Here is a 14,727-nt window from a genome sequence, read left to right as displayed (position 1 = left end):
ACTAATTATTTTTTTGTAAAAAATTCTTGACATTGGGGCTTGTTTACGAATACAAGGTCAAACTAACAAAATGAAATATGCAGCATTTTCGCCGCCTCCAACAAGGGCGAGATAATTCCCAAATGATTTAGCATAGTAAAAACAAATGGATAGCAGGTCAGGGGATTTGGCGTATTTCAAGCCGATTTTACGGGATTCGGGGGATTTAGCATATCAAAATCCTGTCCATGGGGCACAGCCAAGGCGCTTTGGCAAAGACCCTAATGCAAATCGGCGGACGATCCATTTTTTTTTAAGTAAGCAAAAAAAACTGTTCGCAGCATCTCTCACGAAGCGGGAATGATTCCGTTCATATCAGGACGAAAATCCTTTTTCGCCAATTGTGTAGAGATTCCAAGAACGAGAATCCGTTTGGATTTTCCGGTAATCCCAGGATTGCCGTTAATCAGGCCTTAAACGCATTTTGAGGGATCTTCCGGGATCCCAGGAGGGGCAAAGGAGAAGATAGGTCAAAATTGGGGCTGACAACCCGGTGGGCGCTGATTCTGAAGGGGAATCGGCGAAGTAGCACCAGAGAGGAAAAAGAAAAAGAGAAGTTTAAAAAACACCCAACTTTTAGGGGGAAAACAGATGAAAAAGATTTTTACCATTGCTATGGTTATCGCTCTGGTGGCAGCATTCACCCTGCCCGCCATGGCCGAAACCAAGTTCAGCTTCAAGGGCACCTACCGCGTCCGCGGCTTCATGCTCTCCAATCCTCAACTGCAGGCTGATCAGCTCGCCGTCAAGGCTACCGGCAATCCGGCTCAGTCTGGCTACACCCTGGCCATCCCGGCTACCGGCGAAACGGCTTCCCAGTCCTGGATGGACATGCGTTTCCGCATGGAAAGCACCTTCACCGTCTCTGACCGTCTGGCCGTTGTGACCCGCTTTGACGCTCTGGACAACAAAAGATACGGCGATCCCGACACTGTGGGCACCACCGACAACATCGACTGGGACCGCGCTTATATGGTCGTCACCACCGATTTCGGTAAGTTCCAGGCTGGCCGCATGGCTGGCGGAACCTACGGCAACGTGTTCCTGGACACCGAAACCGAACGCGACCGCGTCCGCTTTGACACCATGCTGGACAAATGGGTCATCTCCCTGATCTACGAAAAACAATTCGAAGGCGATGGCATGACCATTTGGACCGACTCTGACGTGGATTTCTACTATGCTGCAGCCACTTATCTGTCCGAAGACCTCCGCGGCGGTCTGCTGATGGGTTACGGCAACGCTAAAAACAATTCCGATGACTTCTTGGGCGTCGGTCCTTGCTCCGACATGTCCCTCATCCTGGCCGATCCTTTTGTGGACGCCAACTTCGGCGACTTCAACGTCAAGGCTGAAGCTCAGATTCGTTGGGGCAAGTTCGCTGAATTTGATCGCGACGTGTATGCCGCCTCCATAAAAGCTATGGACGCCGCCAGAAAACTCGCTGGCCTCGGACCTCAACCTGACGTCGATTGGGACGCTTACGCATGGAACCTCGAAGGATCCTGGGCTTCCGGACCTTTCTCCGCTGAACTCGGCTACGTCTGGGTCAAGGGTGAAAACGATCCTTACGATGACAAATGGGAATCCGTGGGCGGAATTGGCGATGACTGGGGCAAGGTCTTCATCCTGACCAACACCGACTCCGGTTTTGAAGGAATCCTGGGCGGACACAATGGCGCTGCCGCTGCTGGCGCCGCCGCTGGCAACCTGTCCTCCGGTTCCACTGCCGCTCTGAACGGCTGCAAAATGATCTACGTGGGCGGTTCTTACTCCCCCCTGGACAACCTGACCATTTCTGCTATGTTCGCTAACTCCAAGTCCGAATCCCCGGGTTACGTTGACCTGGGCGGGCTGCCCGTTGACAGCCGCGATTTTGCTTCCGATCATGGTTCCGAGTACGACCTGACCATCGATTGGGACATCTACGACAACCTGAACTACACCTTCATCGCTGCTTTCTTGGACGTAGGCGATTACTGGCAGTTCGGCAACCCCTACAGGGAACTGGAAAACACCTGGTGCTTCTGGCAACAGCTGCAACTCTCCTTCTAAGATTTTCTTAGCAAGGCGAGCGCAAGCTCCAGGCAGTAATACAAAGCCCCGGGCGCAAGCCCGGGGCTTTCTTTTTATTATCAGTGGTTTTTACCGCCCTCCTCTCTCATAACGGCCGTCCCCGTAAGCCAAAGCCGCCGAAACGCTGTTATACTCCTATTTTTTCAGTTTGCAGGCCTTCTCGTTTAAAAAAAATGCATTGAATTTTTCATCTTTTGTACAAATATGCAGCCCGGCTTCTTATGGATTAAGGATTTCCCATCATAGCAAGGTATTAAAACCTGCTTTCCCGGACCTATGGTTGTCAAAATCTTCATGTGAACCTAGTGAAAAAATACAAAACAGTTTTTCCGCGCCTTGGAATTCCCTTGACAGAACCAGCGGCTTAGCTCTAAACAAGCACCCTAATTCGGCGCCCTCAGACGCCGAAAACCCTTTAGCCAAGCTGCATGGCTTGAAAAATGGAGGGTAATGAGCCGCCTGTGGAACGAGGGTTGGCGCCCCAAACCCGATGCGGACTTTGAGGAGAGTTCGTAGCGAAGCACCCTGGCGCAGGTTTTTAGGAGGGCCTGTGCTGCAACGCCCTATCAACGACTTTGAGGAGAGTCTTGGACGTTGCGAAAAAGCGAACTTTGAGGAAGGTTCGCGCATTTTTAGAGGAAAAAGAACTATTTTTTTTAGGAAGCAATTCCTAAAGGAGGAAAACGAATGAGAAAGATTTTTACCATTGCTGTGGTTATCGCCCTGGTAGCGGCTTTCACCGCGCCCGCCATGGCTGAAACCAAGTTCAGCTTTAACGGCGCTTATCGCGTCCGCGGCTTCATGCTGTCCAATCCCTCCCTGCAGGGAGACCAGGCTGCCGCTAAGGCAACCAGTTCCACTCCCGCCATCCCGGTGACAGGGGAAGGCGCTTCCCAATCCTGGATGGATATGCGCTTTCGTATGGAAAGCACCTTCACCGTGTCCGACCGTCTGTCCGTGGTGACGCGTTTTGACGCCCTGGACAACAAAAGATACGGCGATCCCGATACTGTGGGCACCAAAGATAACATCGACTTTGACCGCGCCTACATGGTGATCAACTCCGATTTCGGCGTTTTCACCCTGGGCCGTCAGTCCGCCGGCGCTTATGGTACACTGTTTGTTGACTCCGAGACCGAAGGCGATCGCGTCCGCTTTGACACTACCATGGACAAATGGATGTTCTCCGTTATCTATGAAAAGCTGAGCGAAGGCGATGCCAGTGCGCCCACGGACGTCATGACCGATTCTGACTTCGATTACTACTACGCAGCCGCCACTTACACTGCGGAAGATCTGAGCGCTGGCCTCCTGGCCGGTTACGGCGCCGATAAATCCGGCTCCGACATTCTGGCTTATGTCCCCGCCGCTGGAAACCTGGCATGGGACTCCACACAGATCATGTTCAACCCCTTCGTAACTGCTGCTTTCGGCGACTTCGGCGTTAGTGCTGAAGCCGAACTGCTGTTCGGAAAATACAGGGAATACGACCGCGATGTTTACAATGCAAGCGTAAAGCTGGCAGACGCCGCTCGCAAGGCCGCCGGCCTCGGCCCCCTGCCGGACGTTGATTACGACGCTTACGCATGGAACGTAGAAGGAACTTGGGCTTCCGGTCCTTTCGGCGCTGAAATTGGTTACGCTTGGGTCAAGGGTGAAGACAACTACTTTGACGACAAATACGAATCCGTTGGCGGCGTTGGAGATGACTGGGGCAAAGCCTTCATTCTGACCAACACCGACTCCGGCTTTGAAGGAAGCCTTGGCGGACACGGCGGAGCCGCAGCCGCCGGCGCTGTCGCCGGCAACTTGGCCTCCGGATCCACCGCTGCTGAGAACGGTATGAAAATGTTCTACCTGGGCGGTTCTTACTCTCCTTTGGCTAACCTGAAAGTTTCCGCTCTGTTCGCTAACTCCAAGGCGGAATCCCCGGGTTACATTGGTTACAGAACCGGCACGGTTCCGGGCAAAACCCGCAGCTTTGCTTCCGATCACGGTTCCGAGTACGACCTGACCATCAATTGGGACATCTACGACAACCTGAACTACACCTTCATCGCTGCGTTCCTGGACGCCGGCGATTACTGGCAGTTCGGCAACCCCTACAGGGAACTGGAAAACACCTGGGCCTTCTGGCAACAGATCCAGCTCTCCTTCTAAGAAATTCTTAGCTAAGGGGAACCTAAGTTCCAGCAAAAAATAGGCCCCAGCCGCCCAGGCGGTTGGGGCCTTTTTTTGCAGGTTTTCGTGCTAAATGTCCGGCGCACCCGCCCTTTTTATTCTCCAAACAAAAATTTTCTGCATAGAATAGCCTCCACCACCCAGAAACGGACCTCCGCTGTCCGCTTCCTTAAATAGCTCTTCGCCTCAATAGAATTGCCTATCAAATATCTCACGTACTTTTAACTTGCTTTTTAAAAATTCTTTACTTCCTACTGAAACCATAAGTAATTCCTCCCTTCCCTATGGAACTTACAATTTCCTAACAAAACACGCCGTTTGTTAGCACAAGGTTATTATAACGTTAATTCACGCCGGTTGCAGCCCGCCTCCGTTGACAGGCCCCGCCGCTCCCCATAAACAAGCGCCAGACCGGGCCTTGCCCCACTGTTTGTACAGTCAGTAAATTTTGGAACGACATTTTGCAGTTTTCTTGAGGAGGAAAACAGATGAAAAAGATTTTCACCATTGCCATGGTGATCACGCTGGTTGCGGCCTTTACGCTTCCCGCCATGGCCGAAACCAAGTTCAGCTTCAAAGGCGCATACCGGGTGCGCGGCTTCATGCTTTCCAACCCCAGCCTTCAGGCTGATCAAGCTGCCGTGAAAGCCACCGGCACGGTTGGCAAAGCCAGCGAAACCCTGCCCATCGCCGCGGAAGGCGAAGGCCCTTCCCAGTCTTACCTGGACATGCGTTTTCGCATGCAGAGCAAGTTCACCGTTTCCGACCGTCTGGCCGTTGTGACCCGTTTTGACGCCCTGGACGGCAAAAAATACGGCGAAGGCGACACTGTGGGCACCAAGCGTAACATCGACTGGGACCGCGCTTACATGATCATCAAAGCCGACTTCGGAACCTTCAAAATCGGCCGTATGGGCGGCGAAGCCTATGGAAACGATTTCCTGGATTCCGGTACGGAACGCGACCGTATTGCTTTTGACGCCAAAATGGATAAATGGACCCTTACCCTGATGTACGAAAAGCAAGCTGAAGGCGACGCTGGTACTGTCCTGACCGATGCTGACTTTGACGTCTACTATGCCGGCGCAACCTACAAGAGCGAAGACCTGACGGGCGGCGTGCTGGTTGGCTATGCTTTTGACAAAACCGATTCCGACATTCTTGCTTACGTCCCCGCCGCAGGCAACCTGGGATGGGACTCCACGCGCTTTGACATCAACCCCTTCATTGACGCTTCTTTCGGCGACTTTGGGGTGAATGCCGAAGCCCTGCTCCGTTTTGGAAAATACCAGGAATACGATCGCGACGTGTACTATGACAGCATCAAGCTGGCGGACGCCGCCCGCAAAGGCATGGGTCTCGGCCCCCTGCCGGACGTTGACTACGATGCCTACGCCTGGAACATCGAAGGAACCTGGGCTTCCGGACCTTTCTCCGCCAAACTCGGCTACGTCTGGGTCAAGGGCGAAGACGATCCTTTTGACGACAAATATGAATCCGTGGGCGGCGTGGGCGCTGACTGGGGCAAAGTGTTCATCCTGACCAACACCGACTCCGGTTTTGAAGGAACCCTGGGCGGACACTCCGGAGCAGCCGCCGCAGGCGCCACCGAGGGCAACCTGGGCGAAGAAGGCAGCTCTGCTGCCACGAACGGCTGCAAAATGTTTTATATTGGCGGCTCCTACGCTCCCCTGGACAACCTGAAAATCGCCGGTTTGATCGCCAACTCCAAGGCGGAATCTCCGGGCTACGCCGACCTGGGCGGGCTGCCTGTTGACAGCCGCAACTTCGCTTCCGATCACGGCACCGAGTACGACCTGACCGTGGATTGGGACATCTATGACAACCTGAACTACACCGCCATCCTGGCTTACCTGGACGCCGGCGACTATTGGCAGTTCGGCAACCCCTACAGGGAACTGGAAAACACCTGGTGCTTCTGGCAACAGCTTAAGCTGTCCTTCTAAGCCACGTGTAAAAAAATAAGGCCCGGTTACAAATCAGCCCCGGACGCATGGTGCGTCCGGGGCTTTTTTTTGACAAATAAAATCGGGAAAACAAGTTAAGAACGGGATTAGAACTTTCCCGCCCCCTTACACCATTCCGCCAAAGTGCACTCTCCGCATTTGGGCTTTCTGGCCGTGCAAACCGCTCTTCCGTGATAAATCAGGTGCAGGGAAAAATCGATCCACGACTCTTTGGGCAGGAGCTTCATCAGATCGAACTCTATCTTGACCGGATCCTTGAACTTGGTGAAGCCCAGCCTTTGGGAAATCCGCTGAACATGGGTGTCCACCACAATCCCGGGAATCTCAAACGCGGCGTTTAAAACCACGTTAGCGGTTTTTCGCCCCACGCCCGGCAGGGCCAGCAGGGATTCCATGTCCCGGGGCACCACGCCGCCGTGTTTTTCCATCAATGCTGCGGCGCATTCCTTGACCCGCTTGGCCTTGGTATGAAAAAATCCGGTAGCATGAATCAGCTCCTCAAGCTCTTTGAGGGGCAACTCCATGATCTCCTCGGGCGTGGACGCCCTGGCGAAAAGGGCGGGCGTAACGGAATTCACCTGCTTGTCCGTACATTGGGCTGACAACATGGTTGCGATCAGCAATTGAAAAGGGCTGTTGTGCTCCAACTGGGTCTTGACAGCAGGGTAAGCCTTTTGTAGACCTTCGAGAATTTTTTTGACGTTCTTTTTGTTGCCTGGCATGGAATGTCCTTTGTGTTTTTAGTTTTAATACTTTTTATCATTTTTTCAGCAGGGGTCAAGCCTTGCATGCGCAACCGGAGATGTGAATGGGAGAACCCGCAAAAAAACTTTCAGCCCTGGGCCTCAGTTCCGGAGGCCTGGACAGCATTCTTTCCGCCCTTGTTCTTAAGGAACAGGGGATTGAGGTGTCTTGGATCAGCTTTGAAACCCCTTTCTTTTCAGCGGACAACGCCCGGAAGGCGTCCGCGGATACGGGCATCCCCCTGATAACCAGATACATTCTTGACGATTACCTGGAAATGCTGCTGAATCCTCCTGCAGGCTACGGAAAAAACATGAACCCCTGCATGGACTGCCATGCACTCATGTTCCGCCTGGCCCATCAGGTAATGCAGGAAATTGGCGCCGACTTCTTGTTTTCGGGCGAAGTGCTGGGGCAGCGGCCCAAAAGCCAGACGCAAAACGCGCTCAACTATGTAAACAAGCACTCCGGCGCGCCCGGATACATCCTCAGGCCTTTGTCCGCAAAAAAACTGACTCCCACCATCCTGGAGAACCAGGGGCTGATAGACAGGGAGCAGCTTCTGGACTTAAACGGCAGAAGCCGCAAGCCTCAGATGGCCCTGGCGGAGAAATACGGGATCAAAGAGTATCCCGCTCCGGCCGGAGGCTGTCTGCTCACGGACAAGGGTTTTTCGGACCGGCTGCGGGATTTGTTCGCCTATCAGAAATCCTACGCTGCAAGGGATTTTGAGTTTTTGAAGTACGGAAGGCATTTTCGCCTTTCCGAGACCGTAAAGGCGATTGTGGGCAGAAACCGTTCGGACAACGAGCAGATAAACGCCCATATCAAGGAGGATGAGGACATCATCATCAAGATGGCGGGCATTCCCGGCCCCAGCGTAATCCTTCCCCACGGCGCCGACGAGCAGGCCGTGCGTCTCGCCGCCCAGCTTTGCGGGGCGTACAGCAAGGCCAAAGAGGGTGAGACTGCCGGGGTATCCATCCTGGCCGGGGGCTCCAAACAGGTTATCCAGGTGGAGGTTCCGGAAAAGGAGATCTTCTACAACTCTATTCTGTAGTTTTCGGCGCGCATGCGTCTTTTTTGGCCTGGTTGGCCGCCTTCAATTGTCCGCAGGCGGCCTTGATGTCCAGGCCTTTGCTGTGCCGCACAATCACGGTGTAATTCTTGTCCATAAGCACCTTATAAAAGGCGTCCACCGCTTCGGGGTCCGGCCTTTCAAAAGGGCTGTTTTCGTGGGGATTGTACGGAATCAGGTTGATCTTGCAGGGCTGGTGCGCCAGGAGCTTGCCCAGCTTTCTGGCGTGCGCCGGAGAGTCGTTGACGCCTTTTAGCAGCACGTACTCGAAAGTCACCCGCCTGCCCGGCCGCAGGGGAAAATCCTTGCAGGCCTGAAGCAGCTCCTCGATGGGGTATTTCTTGTTCACGGGCATAATTTGGTCCCGGATTTCGTTGTCCGGCGCGTTCAAAGACACCGCCAGCTTCACCCGGGTGTCCTTGCCCACGGCGGCCATTTTGGGGACCAGGCCCACGGTGGAAATGGTCACCCTCCTGCCGGAGAAGCGCAGGCCCCAGTCATTATCCGTGATGATATCCATGGCCTGTTTGACGTTATCCCAATTGGCCAGGGGTTCGCCCATGCCCATGAAGACCAGGTTGCGCAAATGCTCCGGGTCCTCCATGGTCGCCTGCACGTCCCGAATCTGGGAAATGATTTCGTTGGCCTGCAGGCTGCGGGTCAGGCCCATGGACGCCGTGCAGCAGAACTTGCAGCCCATGGCGCACCCCACCTGAGTGGACACGCACAGGGTGTGATGCCCCTTTTCCGGGATAAGCACGGTTTCGATGCTGGCCCCGTCCGCGCACTGGAAAAGAAACTTGCGCGATCCGTCGGAGGAATCCTGGGTCTGCAGGATTTTCAAACGCCCGATGGTAAAATGGTCGGACAGGAGCTGGCGATGCCTTTTGGCCAGATTGGTCATGACGTCAAAGGAATCGGCCTGCCGTTGATAAACCCATTGAAGAATCTGGAAGGCCCGGTACGGCTTGAGCTTATGATCGGCCAGCCACCGGACCAGCTCTTCATGGGTGCAGGATATAATATCAGTTTGATCTGAAGAATTTTCCATGTTATAGTTTTCTTCTAACTCTGCAGGTTGGGAGTTTCGCCCCCCCCCTTGGAGGCGGCGTGACCCGCTGCAGATAAAGGTTTTAATATAAAAACGACTGGTTAGGAGGAAAAGACATCCTTTTTCCCAAATCGTTGTTTTGGCTTGACATATCACCTTTATGAGATTATTTTCAACGTTTTCTTTGGGTGACCTCCGGATAGGAGCGCCCACTCCTTGTTTTGGGAGAAGGAAAAAGGGATGTTTGAAAGTCTAAGCGATAGATTAGGCTCAGTATTCAAAAAGCTGAAAGGCCAAGGAAAACTGAGCGAAAAAAATATCCAGGACGGCCTGAAGGAAGTGAGACTGGCCCTCCTGGAGGCGGACGTTCATTATAAGGTCGTTAAAACCCTTATCGCCGCCATCAAAGAACGGGCCGTGGGTCAGGAGGTGTTGGAAAGCCTCACGCCAGGCCAGCAGGTGGTGAAGATCGTCAACGAAGAATTGACGAACCTCATGGGCGGCGCCAACGAGGAGATCAACCTGGGCGGCGGGCATCCGGCAAGCATCATGCTTGTGGGCTTGCAGGGTTCGGGTAAGACCACCACAGCCGGCAAGCTGGCCGTGTATCTCAGGGGACAGGGGCGTAAGCCCTATTTGGTCCCGGCGGACGTTTATCGCCCGGCCGCCATTGAGCAGTTGACGAAAATCGGCAAAGAGTTGTCCATTCCGGTTTATCCTTCGGACACGGACTCCAAGCCGGAAAAAATTGCGGAACTCGCCAGGATCAAGTGCGCGCAGGAAGGCTGCGACACCATGATTCTGGATACCGCTGGCCGCCTGCATATAGACGATGAGTTGATGGCGGAGCTTGGGCGCATCAAGGCAACAACGCCCCCTTCGGACATCCTGCTGGTGGCGGACGCCATGACCGGGCAGGACGCGGTGAACATGGCCAAGGCGTTTAACGACGCCATGGACGTGGGCGGCGTAATCCTGACCAAAATGGACGGCGACGCCAGGGGCGGCGCGGCATTGTCCATCCGGTCCATTACGGGCAAGCCTATTAAGTTCATAGGGACCGGAGAAAAGTCCAACGCCTTTGAGGCTTTCCATCCCAACAGGATGGCCAGCCGCATCCTGGGCATGGGGGACGTTATGACCCTCATCGAAAAAGCCCAGGACGCCGTGGACGTGAAAAAAGCGGCCGAACTGGAGAAAAAGCTCCGGAAAAGCCAGTTCACCCTGGAGGATTTCAAGGACCAGATGGTTCAGGTCCGTAAAATGGGATCCTTGGAAGACATTATGTCCATGATTCCCGGGATGGGCAAAAGCAAGCATTTGAAGCAGCTCAAGGGCAGCGATAAGGAGATGATCAAGATAGAGGCTATCATCAACTCCATGACCCTTGAAGAAAGAAGAAACCACACCATCATCAACGGCAGCCGGAGAAAGCGTATAGCCAAAGGCAGCGGCGCCACGGTGACCGATGTCAACCAGCTATTGAAAAACTACACTCAGGTCATGAAGATGATGAAAAAAATAAACAAAGGCGGCATGAAAAAAATGGGCCGCATGCTCGGCTTATAACTTAAGGAGAGATAACAGAAATGGCAGTTAAAATTCGTTTGGCAAGGCACGGCGCCAAAAAACGTCCTTTTTACCGCATCGTTGTGACGGACAGCGAAAGCCCCCGCGACGGCAGGTTCATCGAAATCGTGGGAACTTACAATCCCGTGGCGGAGCCCGCACAAATCGACCTGAAGGACGAACGCATTAAGCATTGGATGGAAAGCGGCGCCCTGCCCACCCATACGGTGCGCAACATCTTGAAGAACCAGGGTTTTTTTTCCGAAGCCCCCCAGGAAGCTTAATTAAGCTCCGGGTTTTGCAGCACGATGTCTAATGTTCGCACTTGTATCTGACTCTGATTCTTCCGCGGAAAATGGGTTGGTCTCCGCGGCCATGGGCCCCATAAGGAGATTGAGCGATGAAAGAACTGATCAAGTACGTAGCTGAAGCTCTCGTTGACTATCCTGAGAAGGTAGAAGTTTCGGAGGTGGAGGGGGAACAGACATCTGTAATTGAGCTCAAGGTGGCCAAAGAGGACCTTGGGAAAGTCATTGGAAAGCAGGGACGAACGGCCCGGGCAATGCGCACGATTTTAAGCGCAGCGTCCGCCAAGGTCAAAAAACGCTCCGTGCTGGAAATTATTGAATAGGGCCGATGACTTCCAAGGATTTCGTTGAAGTAGGACAAGTGGCCGGAGTGCATGGCATCCGAGGCGCAGTATTATTGCGCTCATTCGCCGAGAACCCGGACATCTTCGCCAAAGGCGGAAAAATACTTCTAAAAGGCCCGGGAGAGAACCTTCAGGAATTTATTCTGGAATCCTCCCGCCCCCATAAGGGGAAGCTGCTGGCCGAACTCCAGGGAGTATCGGACCGAAGCGGCGCTGAGGCCTTAAAGGGCAGAATGATCCTGGTGCACAGGGACGCCCTGCCGGAACTGGAACCGGACGAGTATTACTGGTTCGACCTGATCGGCATGGAAGTGGCGGCCCCGGACGGCTCCAGGCTTGGCGTTCTGGACGCCATCATTGAAACGGGCGCCAATGACGTCTATGTGATCAAGGACGGCGAAAAGGAAATCCTGGCGCCGGCGCTTCCGTGGGTGATTTTGTCCATAGACCTGGAGGCGGGCGTCATGACCGTGGACCTGCCCGAAGGGTTGTAATTGTGAATTTTGTTGTACTCACCCTGTTTCCCCTCATGTTTCCGGCTTTCGCCGGGCATGGCATCGTTCGACGAGCGGTGGAGCAGGGTCTTGTGGATATAGAGGCCCTTAACATCAGGGACTTTGCCGAAGGCCGGCATTCCACGACGGACGACAGGCCTTACGGCGGGGGCAACGGCATGGTGCTTAAGCCCGAACCTCTCGCCAAAGCCATAAGGGCCGCCAAGGAAGTCCATACGGACGCCAGGGTGGTTTTCCTCGGACCGCGGGGCAGGCTGTTTGATCAGGAAACGGCGGCCAGGCTGGCCGGGGGAAAAGACATAATTATGGTTTGCGGGCGCTATGAAGGCATTGACGAACGCATAGCAGCCACCCTGATAGACGAGGAGATCTCCATAGGGGATTATATCCTGTCAGGCGGGGAAACCGCAGCCATGGTGGTCATGGACGCGATAATAAGGCTGATTCCAGGAGCCTTGGGAAACGAAAGTTCTGCGGAGCAGGAGTCTTTTTCCAATCAGCTTTTGGAGCATTCGCATTTTACGCGGCCTCCGGTGTTCGAAGGCATGGAAACGCCGGAAATTCTCCTTTCCGGAGACCATGGCAAGATAGACCAATGGAGAACCAGGGCCAGCTTGTTGTACACCCTGGCCAATCGGCCCGACCTGCTGGAAGGCCGGGAGTTCTCCAAGGAAGAAATAACCATTTTGGAGAATTGGGGCAGGCAAATTGCCGACATCATCAGGACCCAGGGTTTACATGGCCCTGATGCATTATCCCGTAACCGATAAAAACGGGCAGGTTATCCACTCAGCGGTGACCAACCTGGACCTGCACGACATAGCCAGGGCCTCCAGAACTTTTGGAGTGAGCCGTTTTTATGTGGTAACGCCCCTGGAAGACCAAAAATCCCTCGCCCAAAAAATAATTGGGCACTGGGTGACCGGGGCCGGCAGCGAGTACAACCCCAAACGCCAGCAGGCTCTATCGCTGATCCGCATTGCGGACTCGCTGGAGGATGCGGCCCGGGAGATTGAACAAGAGACTGGCGAAAGGCCTGAAATCGTGGTAACAGACGCCAGACCTCAAGCCCGGAGCATGGGTTATGCGGATTTTCGCAGCCGGATGGAGTTGGGCAAGCCCTTTATTCTGGTTTTCGGAACCGCTTGGGGCATGACAAAAGAGTTTATAGAAGCGGCGGATATCGTCCTGGATCCCATTGTAGGCCCCACGGACTATAATCACTTATCCGTGAGATCGGCCGCTTCCATCATATTGGACAGACTATTGGGCCGATAAGCCCTAAACCAGAGTGATAACCCTTTACCTCGGGCCAAAACCCTGAGGATATTATACGGCTATCAGGAGCACGACAACCAATGGATGTAATCAAACAGATCGAACAAGAGCAAATGCGTTACGACCTGCCCCAATTTGAGGCGGGCGACACTGTCAACGTGCACGTTAGAATCATCGAAGGCACCAAAGAGCGCCTCCAGGCGTTCAAAGGCGTGGTCATCGCCAAGAAAAGCGGCACCACCAACGCCACCTTCACCGTGCGCAAAGTGTCTTACGGCGTGGGCGTAGAAAGGGTTTTCCATGCCCATTCTCCCAGCATCGACCACATTGAAGTGGTCAGCCGCGGCAAGGTCCGCAGGGCCAAGCTGTACTACCTGCGCAAACTTCGCGGCAAAGCTGCCAGAATCAAAGAAAAGCGCTTCTAGTTTTATGCAGGTCGCCGAAGGGCCGGCTGGAATTCCGCCGCCGGCCCGGGCGAGTCTTTGTTTGGGAGAAATCGCGCGCAGGCATGCCCCATCGGGCGTTTTTTTGGTTAGCTACTTTTAATCTCCTGGATCGGGACGCCATGAAAGACCCTTGGTCTTTTGAAAACGAGGCTCACAAGAAAGGCTACACTCGCATTGCCGGAGTGGACGAAGCCGGACGTGGGCCTTTGGCCGGCCCGGTGGTTTCCGCCGCAGTGGTGTTGCCGGGCAACGCCGACCTACCCGGGGTGGACGACTCCAAAAAACTGACTCCCAAAAAGCGCGACGCCTTGTTCGAAAGCATTTATGAACAGGCCATCGGCATAGGAATTGGCATCATCGATCCGGTTGAGATAGACCGGATTAATATTCTCCAGGCCTCTCTGCTCAGCATGCTGGTCAGCGTGGAAAATCTGGAGCCCGCGCCGGACTATCTGCTCATTGACGGGCCTTTCAGCATCAAGAGTTTTTTGCCGCAAACCCCTATAAAACATGGGGATTCCCTTTCTATTTCCATTGCCGCGGCATCTATTGTCGCTAAAGTTACGCGGGACAGACTCATGGAACGCTATGACCAGGAGTTTCCTGCTTTCGGCTTTGCCAAGCATAAGGGCTACGGCACCAAGGCGCATCGAGAGGCAATCTCCCTTAACGGCCCCTGCTCCATCCACCGATTTTCCTTTCGAGGCGTGGGCGATTCGCCTTTGGAAGCCTCATGAAGTCCGACCATAAAGCCCGCGGCAGCCGGGGGGAAGAACTGGCGGCCCGATTCCTGAAAAAGCAAGGCTACAAAATTCTGGAAACCAATTACCGTTGCGCCTTAGGCGAAATCGACATCATTGCCAGGCACAAAAAGGTATTGGCTTTTGTGGAGGTCAAAACCCGGACCAGCACAGCTTTCGGCCATCCCAAAAGCGCCGTCACGCCCAAAAAGCAGCGCAAAATTTCCATGGTCGCCCTGGAGTATTTGAAAAAAAATCGAAAACTTGACCAACCGGCTCGGTTTGATGTGGTGTCAATTTTATCTGACGGAGAAGATCCCAAAATAGAGATAATTCAAAATGCCTTTGAACTCGCATACCCATGACTTGA

At 53.9% G+C, this 14,727-nt stretch carries 15 protein-coding genes; 13 read left to right on the top strand and 2 right to left on the bottom strand.

Going from position 1 to position 14,727, the window contains the following annotated elements; genetic code table 11:
- Positions 1-630: 630 nt before the first annotated feature.
- From G491_RS0115370 to G491_RS0115355, 3 genes are all read left to right on the top strand, one after another.
- Positions 631-2,094, top strand: a complete 1,464-nt coding sequence (locus tag G491_RS0115370) for a porin family protein (protein WP_028315242.1) — start codon at positions 631-633, stop codon at positions 2,092-2,094.
- Between the two features lie 708 nt (positions 2,095-2,802).
- A complete protein-coding gene (locus G491_RS0115360) occupies positions 2,803-4,275 on the top strand; it encodes a porin family protein (protein ID WP_028315241.1) in 1,473 nt (490 codons plus the stop codon).
- 509 nt (positions 4,276-4,784) lie between these two features.
- Positions 4,785-6,263, top strand: a complete 1,479-nt coding sequence (locus tag G491_RS0115355) for a hypothetical protein (protein ID WP_028315240.1) — start codon at positions 4,785-4,787, stop codon at positions 6,261-6,263.
- A gap of 107 nt (positions 6,264-6,370) precedes the next feature.
- On the opposite strand, the gene nth is transcribed toward G491_RS0115355, so the two are convergent.
- Positions 6,371-7,006: an endonuclease III gene (gene nth / locus G491_RS0115350; RefSeq protein ID WP_028315239.1), complete on the bottom strand. Its 636-nt coding sequence runs from the start codon at positions 7,004-7,006 to the stop codon at positions 6,371-6,373.
- 86 nt (positions 7,007-7,092) lie between these two features.
- Between nth and G491_RS0115345 the strand changes: the two genes are divergently transcribed.
- Positions 7,093-8,088 (top strand): DUF814 domain-containing protein, encoded by a 996-nt coding sequence (locus G491_RS0115345; protein ID WP_028315238.1) that lies wholly within the window; start codon positions 7,093-7,095, stop codon positions 8,086-8,088.
- Here G491_RS0115345 and rlmN read toward each other — a convergent pair.
- Positions 8,078-9,157: a dual-specificity RNA methyltransferase RlmN gene (gene rlmN / locus G491_RS0115340; protein ID WP_028315237.1), complete on the bottom strand. Its 1,080-nt coding sequence runs from the start codon at positions 9,155-9,157 to the stop codon at positions 8,078-8,080. The genes G491_RS0115345 and rlmN overlap by 11 nt on opposite strands.
- 240 nt (positions 9,158-9,397) lie before the next feature.
- On the opposite strand from rlmN, the gene ffh reads away from it, so the two are divergent.
- From ffh to G491_RS0115295, 9 genes are all read left to right on the top strand, one after another.
- Positions 9,398-10,726 (top strand): signal recognition particle protein, encoded by a 1,329-nt coding sequence (gene ffh / locus G491_RS0115335; RefSeq protein ID WP_015949367.1) that lies wholly within the window; start codon positions 9,398-9,400, stop codon positions 10,724-10,726.
- Between the two features lie 20 nt (positions 10,727-10,746).
- Positions 10,747-11,010, top strand: coding sequence for a 30S ribosomal protein S16 (gene rpsP / locus G491_RS0115330; protein WP_015949366.1), 264 nt, complete (start codon positions 10,747-10,749; stop codon positions 11,008-11,010).
- A 116-nt stretch (positions 11,011-11,126) separates the two neighbouring features.
- Positions 11,127-11,357, top strand: a complete 231-nt coding sequence (locus G491_RS0115325; protein ID WP_015949365.1) for a KH domain-containing protein — start codon at positions 11,127-11,129, stop codon at positions 11,355-11,357.
- A 5-nt stretch (positions 11,358-11,362) separates the two neighbouring features.
- Positions 11,363-11,872 carry a ribosome maturation factor RimM gene (gene rimM / locus G491_RS0115320; protein ID WP_028315236.1) on the top strand — a complete coding sequence of 170 codons (510 nt, stop codon included), beginning with the start codon at positions 11,363-11,365 and terminating at the stop codon, positions 11,870-11,872.
- 2 nt (positions 11,873-11,874) lie between these two features.
- On the top strand, positions 11,875-12,663 hold the full coding sequence (gene trmD, locus G491_RS0115315; protein WP_015949363.1) for a tRNA (guanosine(37)-N1)-methyltransferase TrmD: 789 nt from the start codon (positions 11,875-11,877) through the stop codon (positions 12,661-12,663).
- Complete coding sequence (locus tag G491_RS0115310) at positions 12,632-13,171, top strand: RNA methyltransferase (RefSeq protein ID WP_035219053.1); 540 nt, start codon at positions 12,632-12,634, stop codon at positions 13,169-13,171. The genes trmD and G491_RS0115310 overlap by 32 nt, the downstream gene beginning before the upstream one ends.
- Before the next feature lie 80 nt (positions 13,172-13,251).
- On the top strand, positions 13,252-13,596 hold the full coding sequence (gene rplS, locus G491_RS0115305) for a 50S ribosomal protein L19 (protein WP_015949361.1): 345 nt from the start codon (positions 13,252-13,254) through the stop codon (positions 13,594-13,596).
- Positions 13,597-13,736: 140 nt separating this feature from the next.
- Positions 13,737-14,354, top strand: a complete 618-nt coding sequence (locus G491_RS0115300) for a ribonuclease HII (protein ID WP_035219063.1) — start codon at positions 13,737-13,739, stop codon at positions 14,352-14,354.
- The gene (locus tag G491_RS0115295) at positions 14,351-14,722 is read left to right on the top strand and encodes a YraN family protein (RefSeq protein ID WP_015949359.1); all 372 of its coding nucleotides are present in this window, start codon (positions 14,351-14,353) and stop codon (positions 14,720-14,722) included. The genes G491_RS0115300 and G491_RS0115295 overlap by 4 nt, the downstream gene beginning before the upstream one ends.
- Positions 14,723-14,727 lie beyond the last annotated feature (5 nt).

Source organism: Desulfatibacillum aliphaticivorans DSM 15576, from assembly GCF_000429905.1.
Classification (GTDB): Bacteria; Desulfobacterota; Desulfobacteria; order Desulfobacterales; family Desulfatibacillaceae; genus Desulfatibacillum; species Desulfatibacillum aliphaticivorans.
Note: the sequence above shows the minus strand (reverse complement) of the source record. Positions and strands in the feature narration are given on the sequence as shown.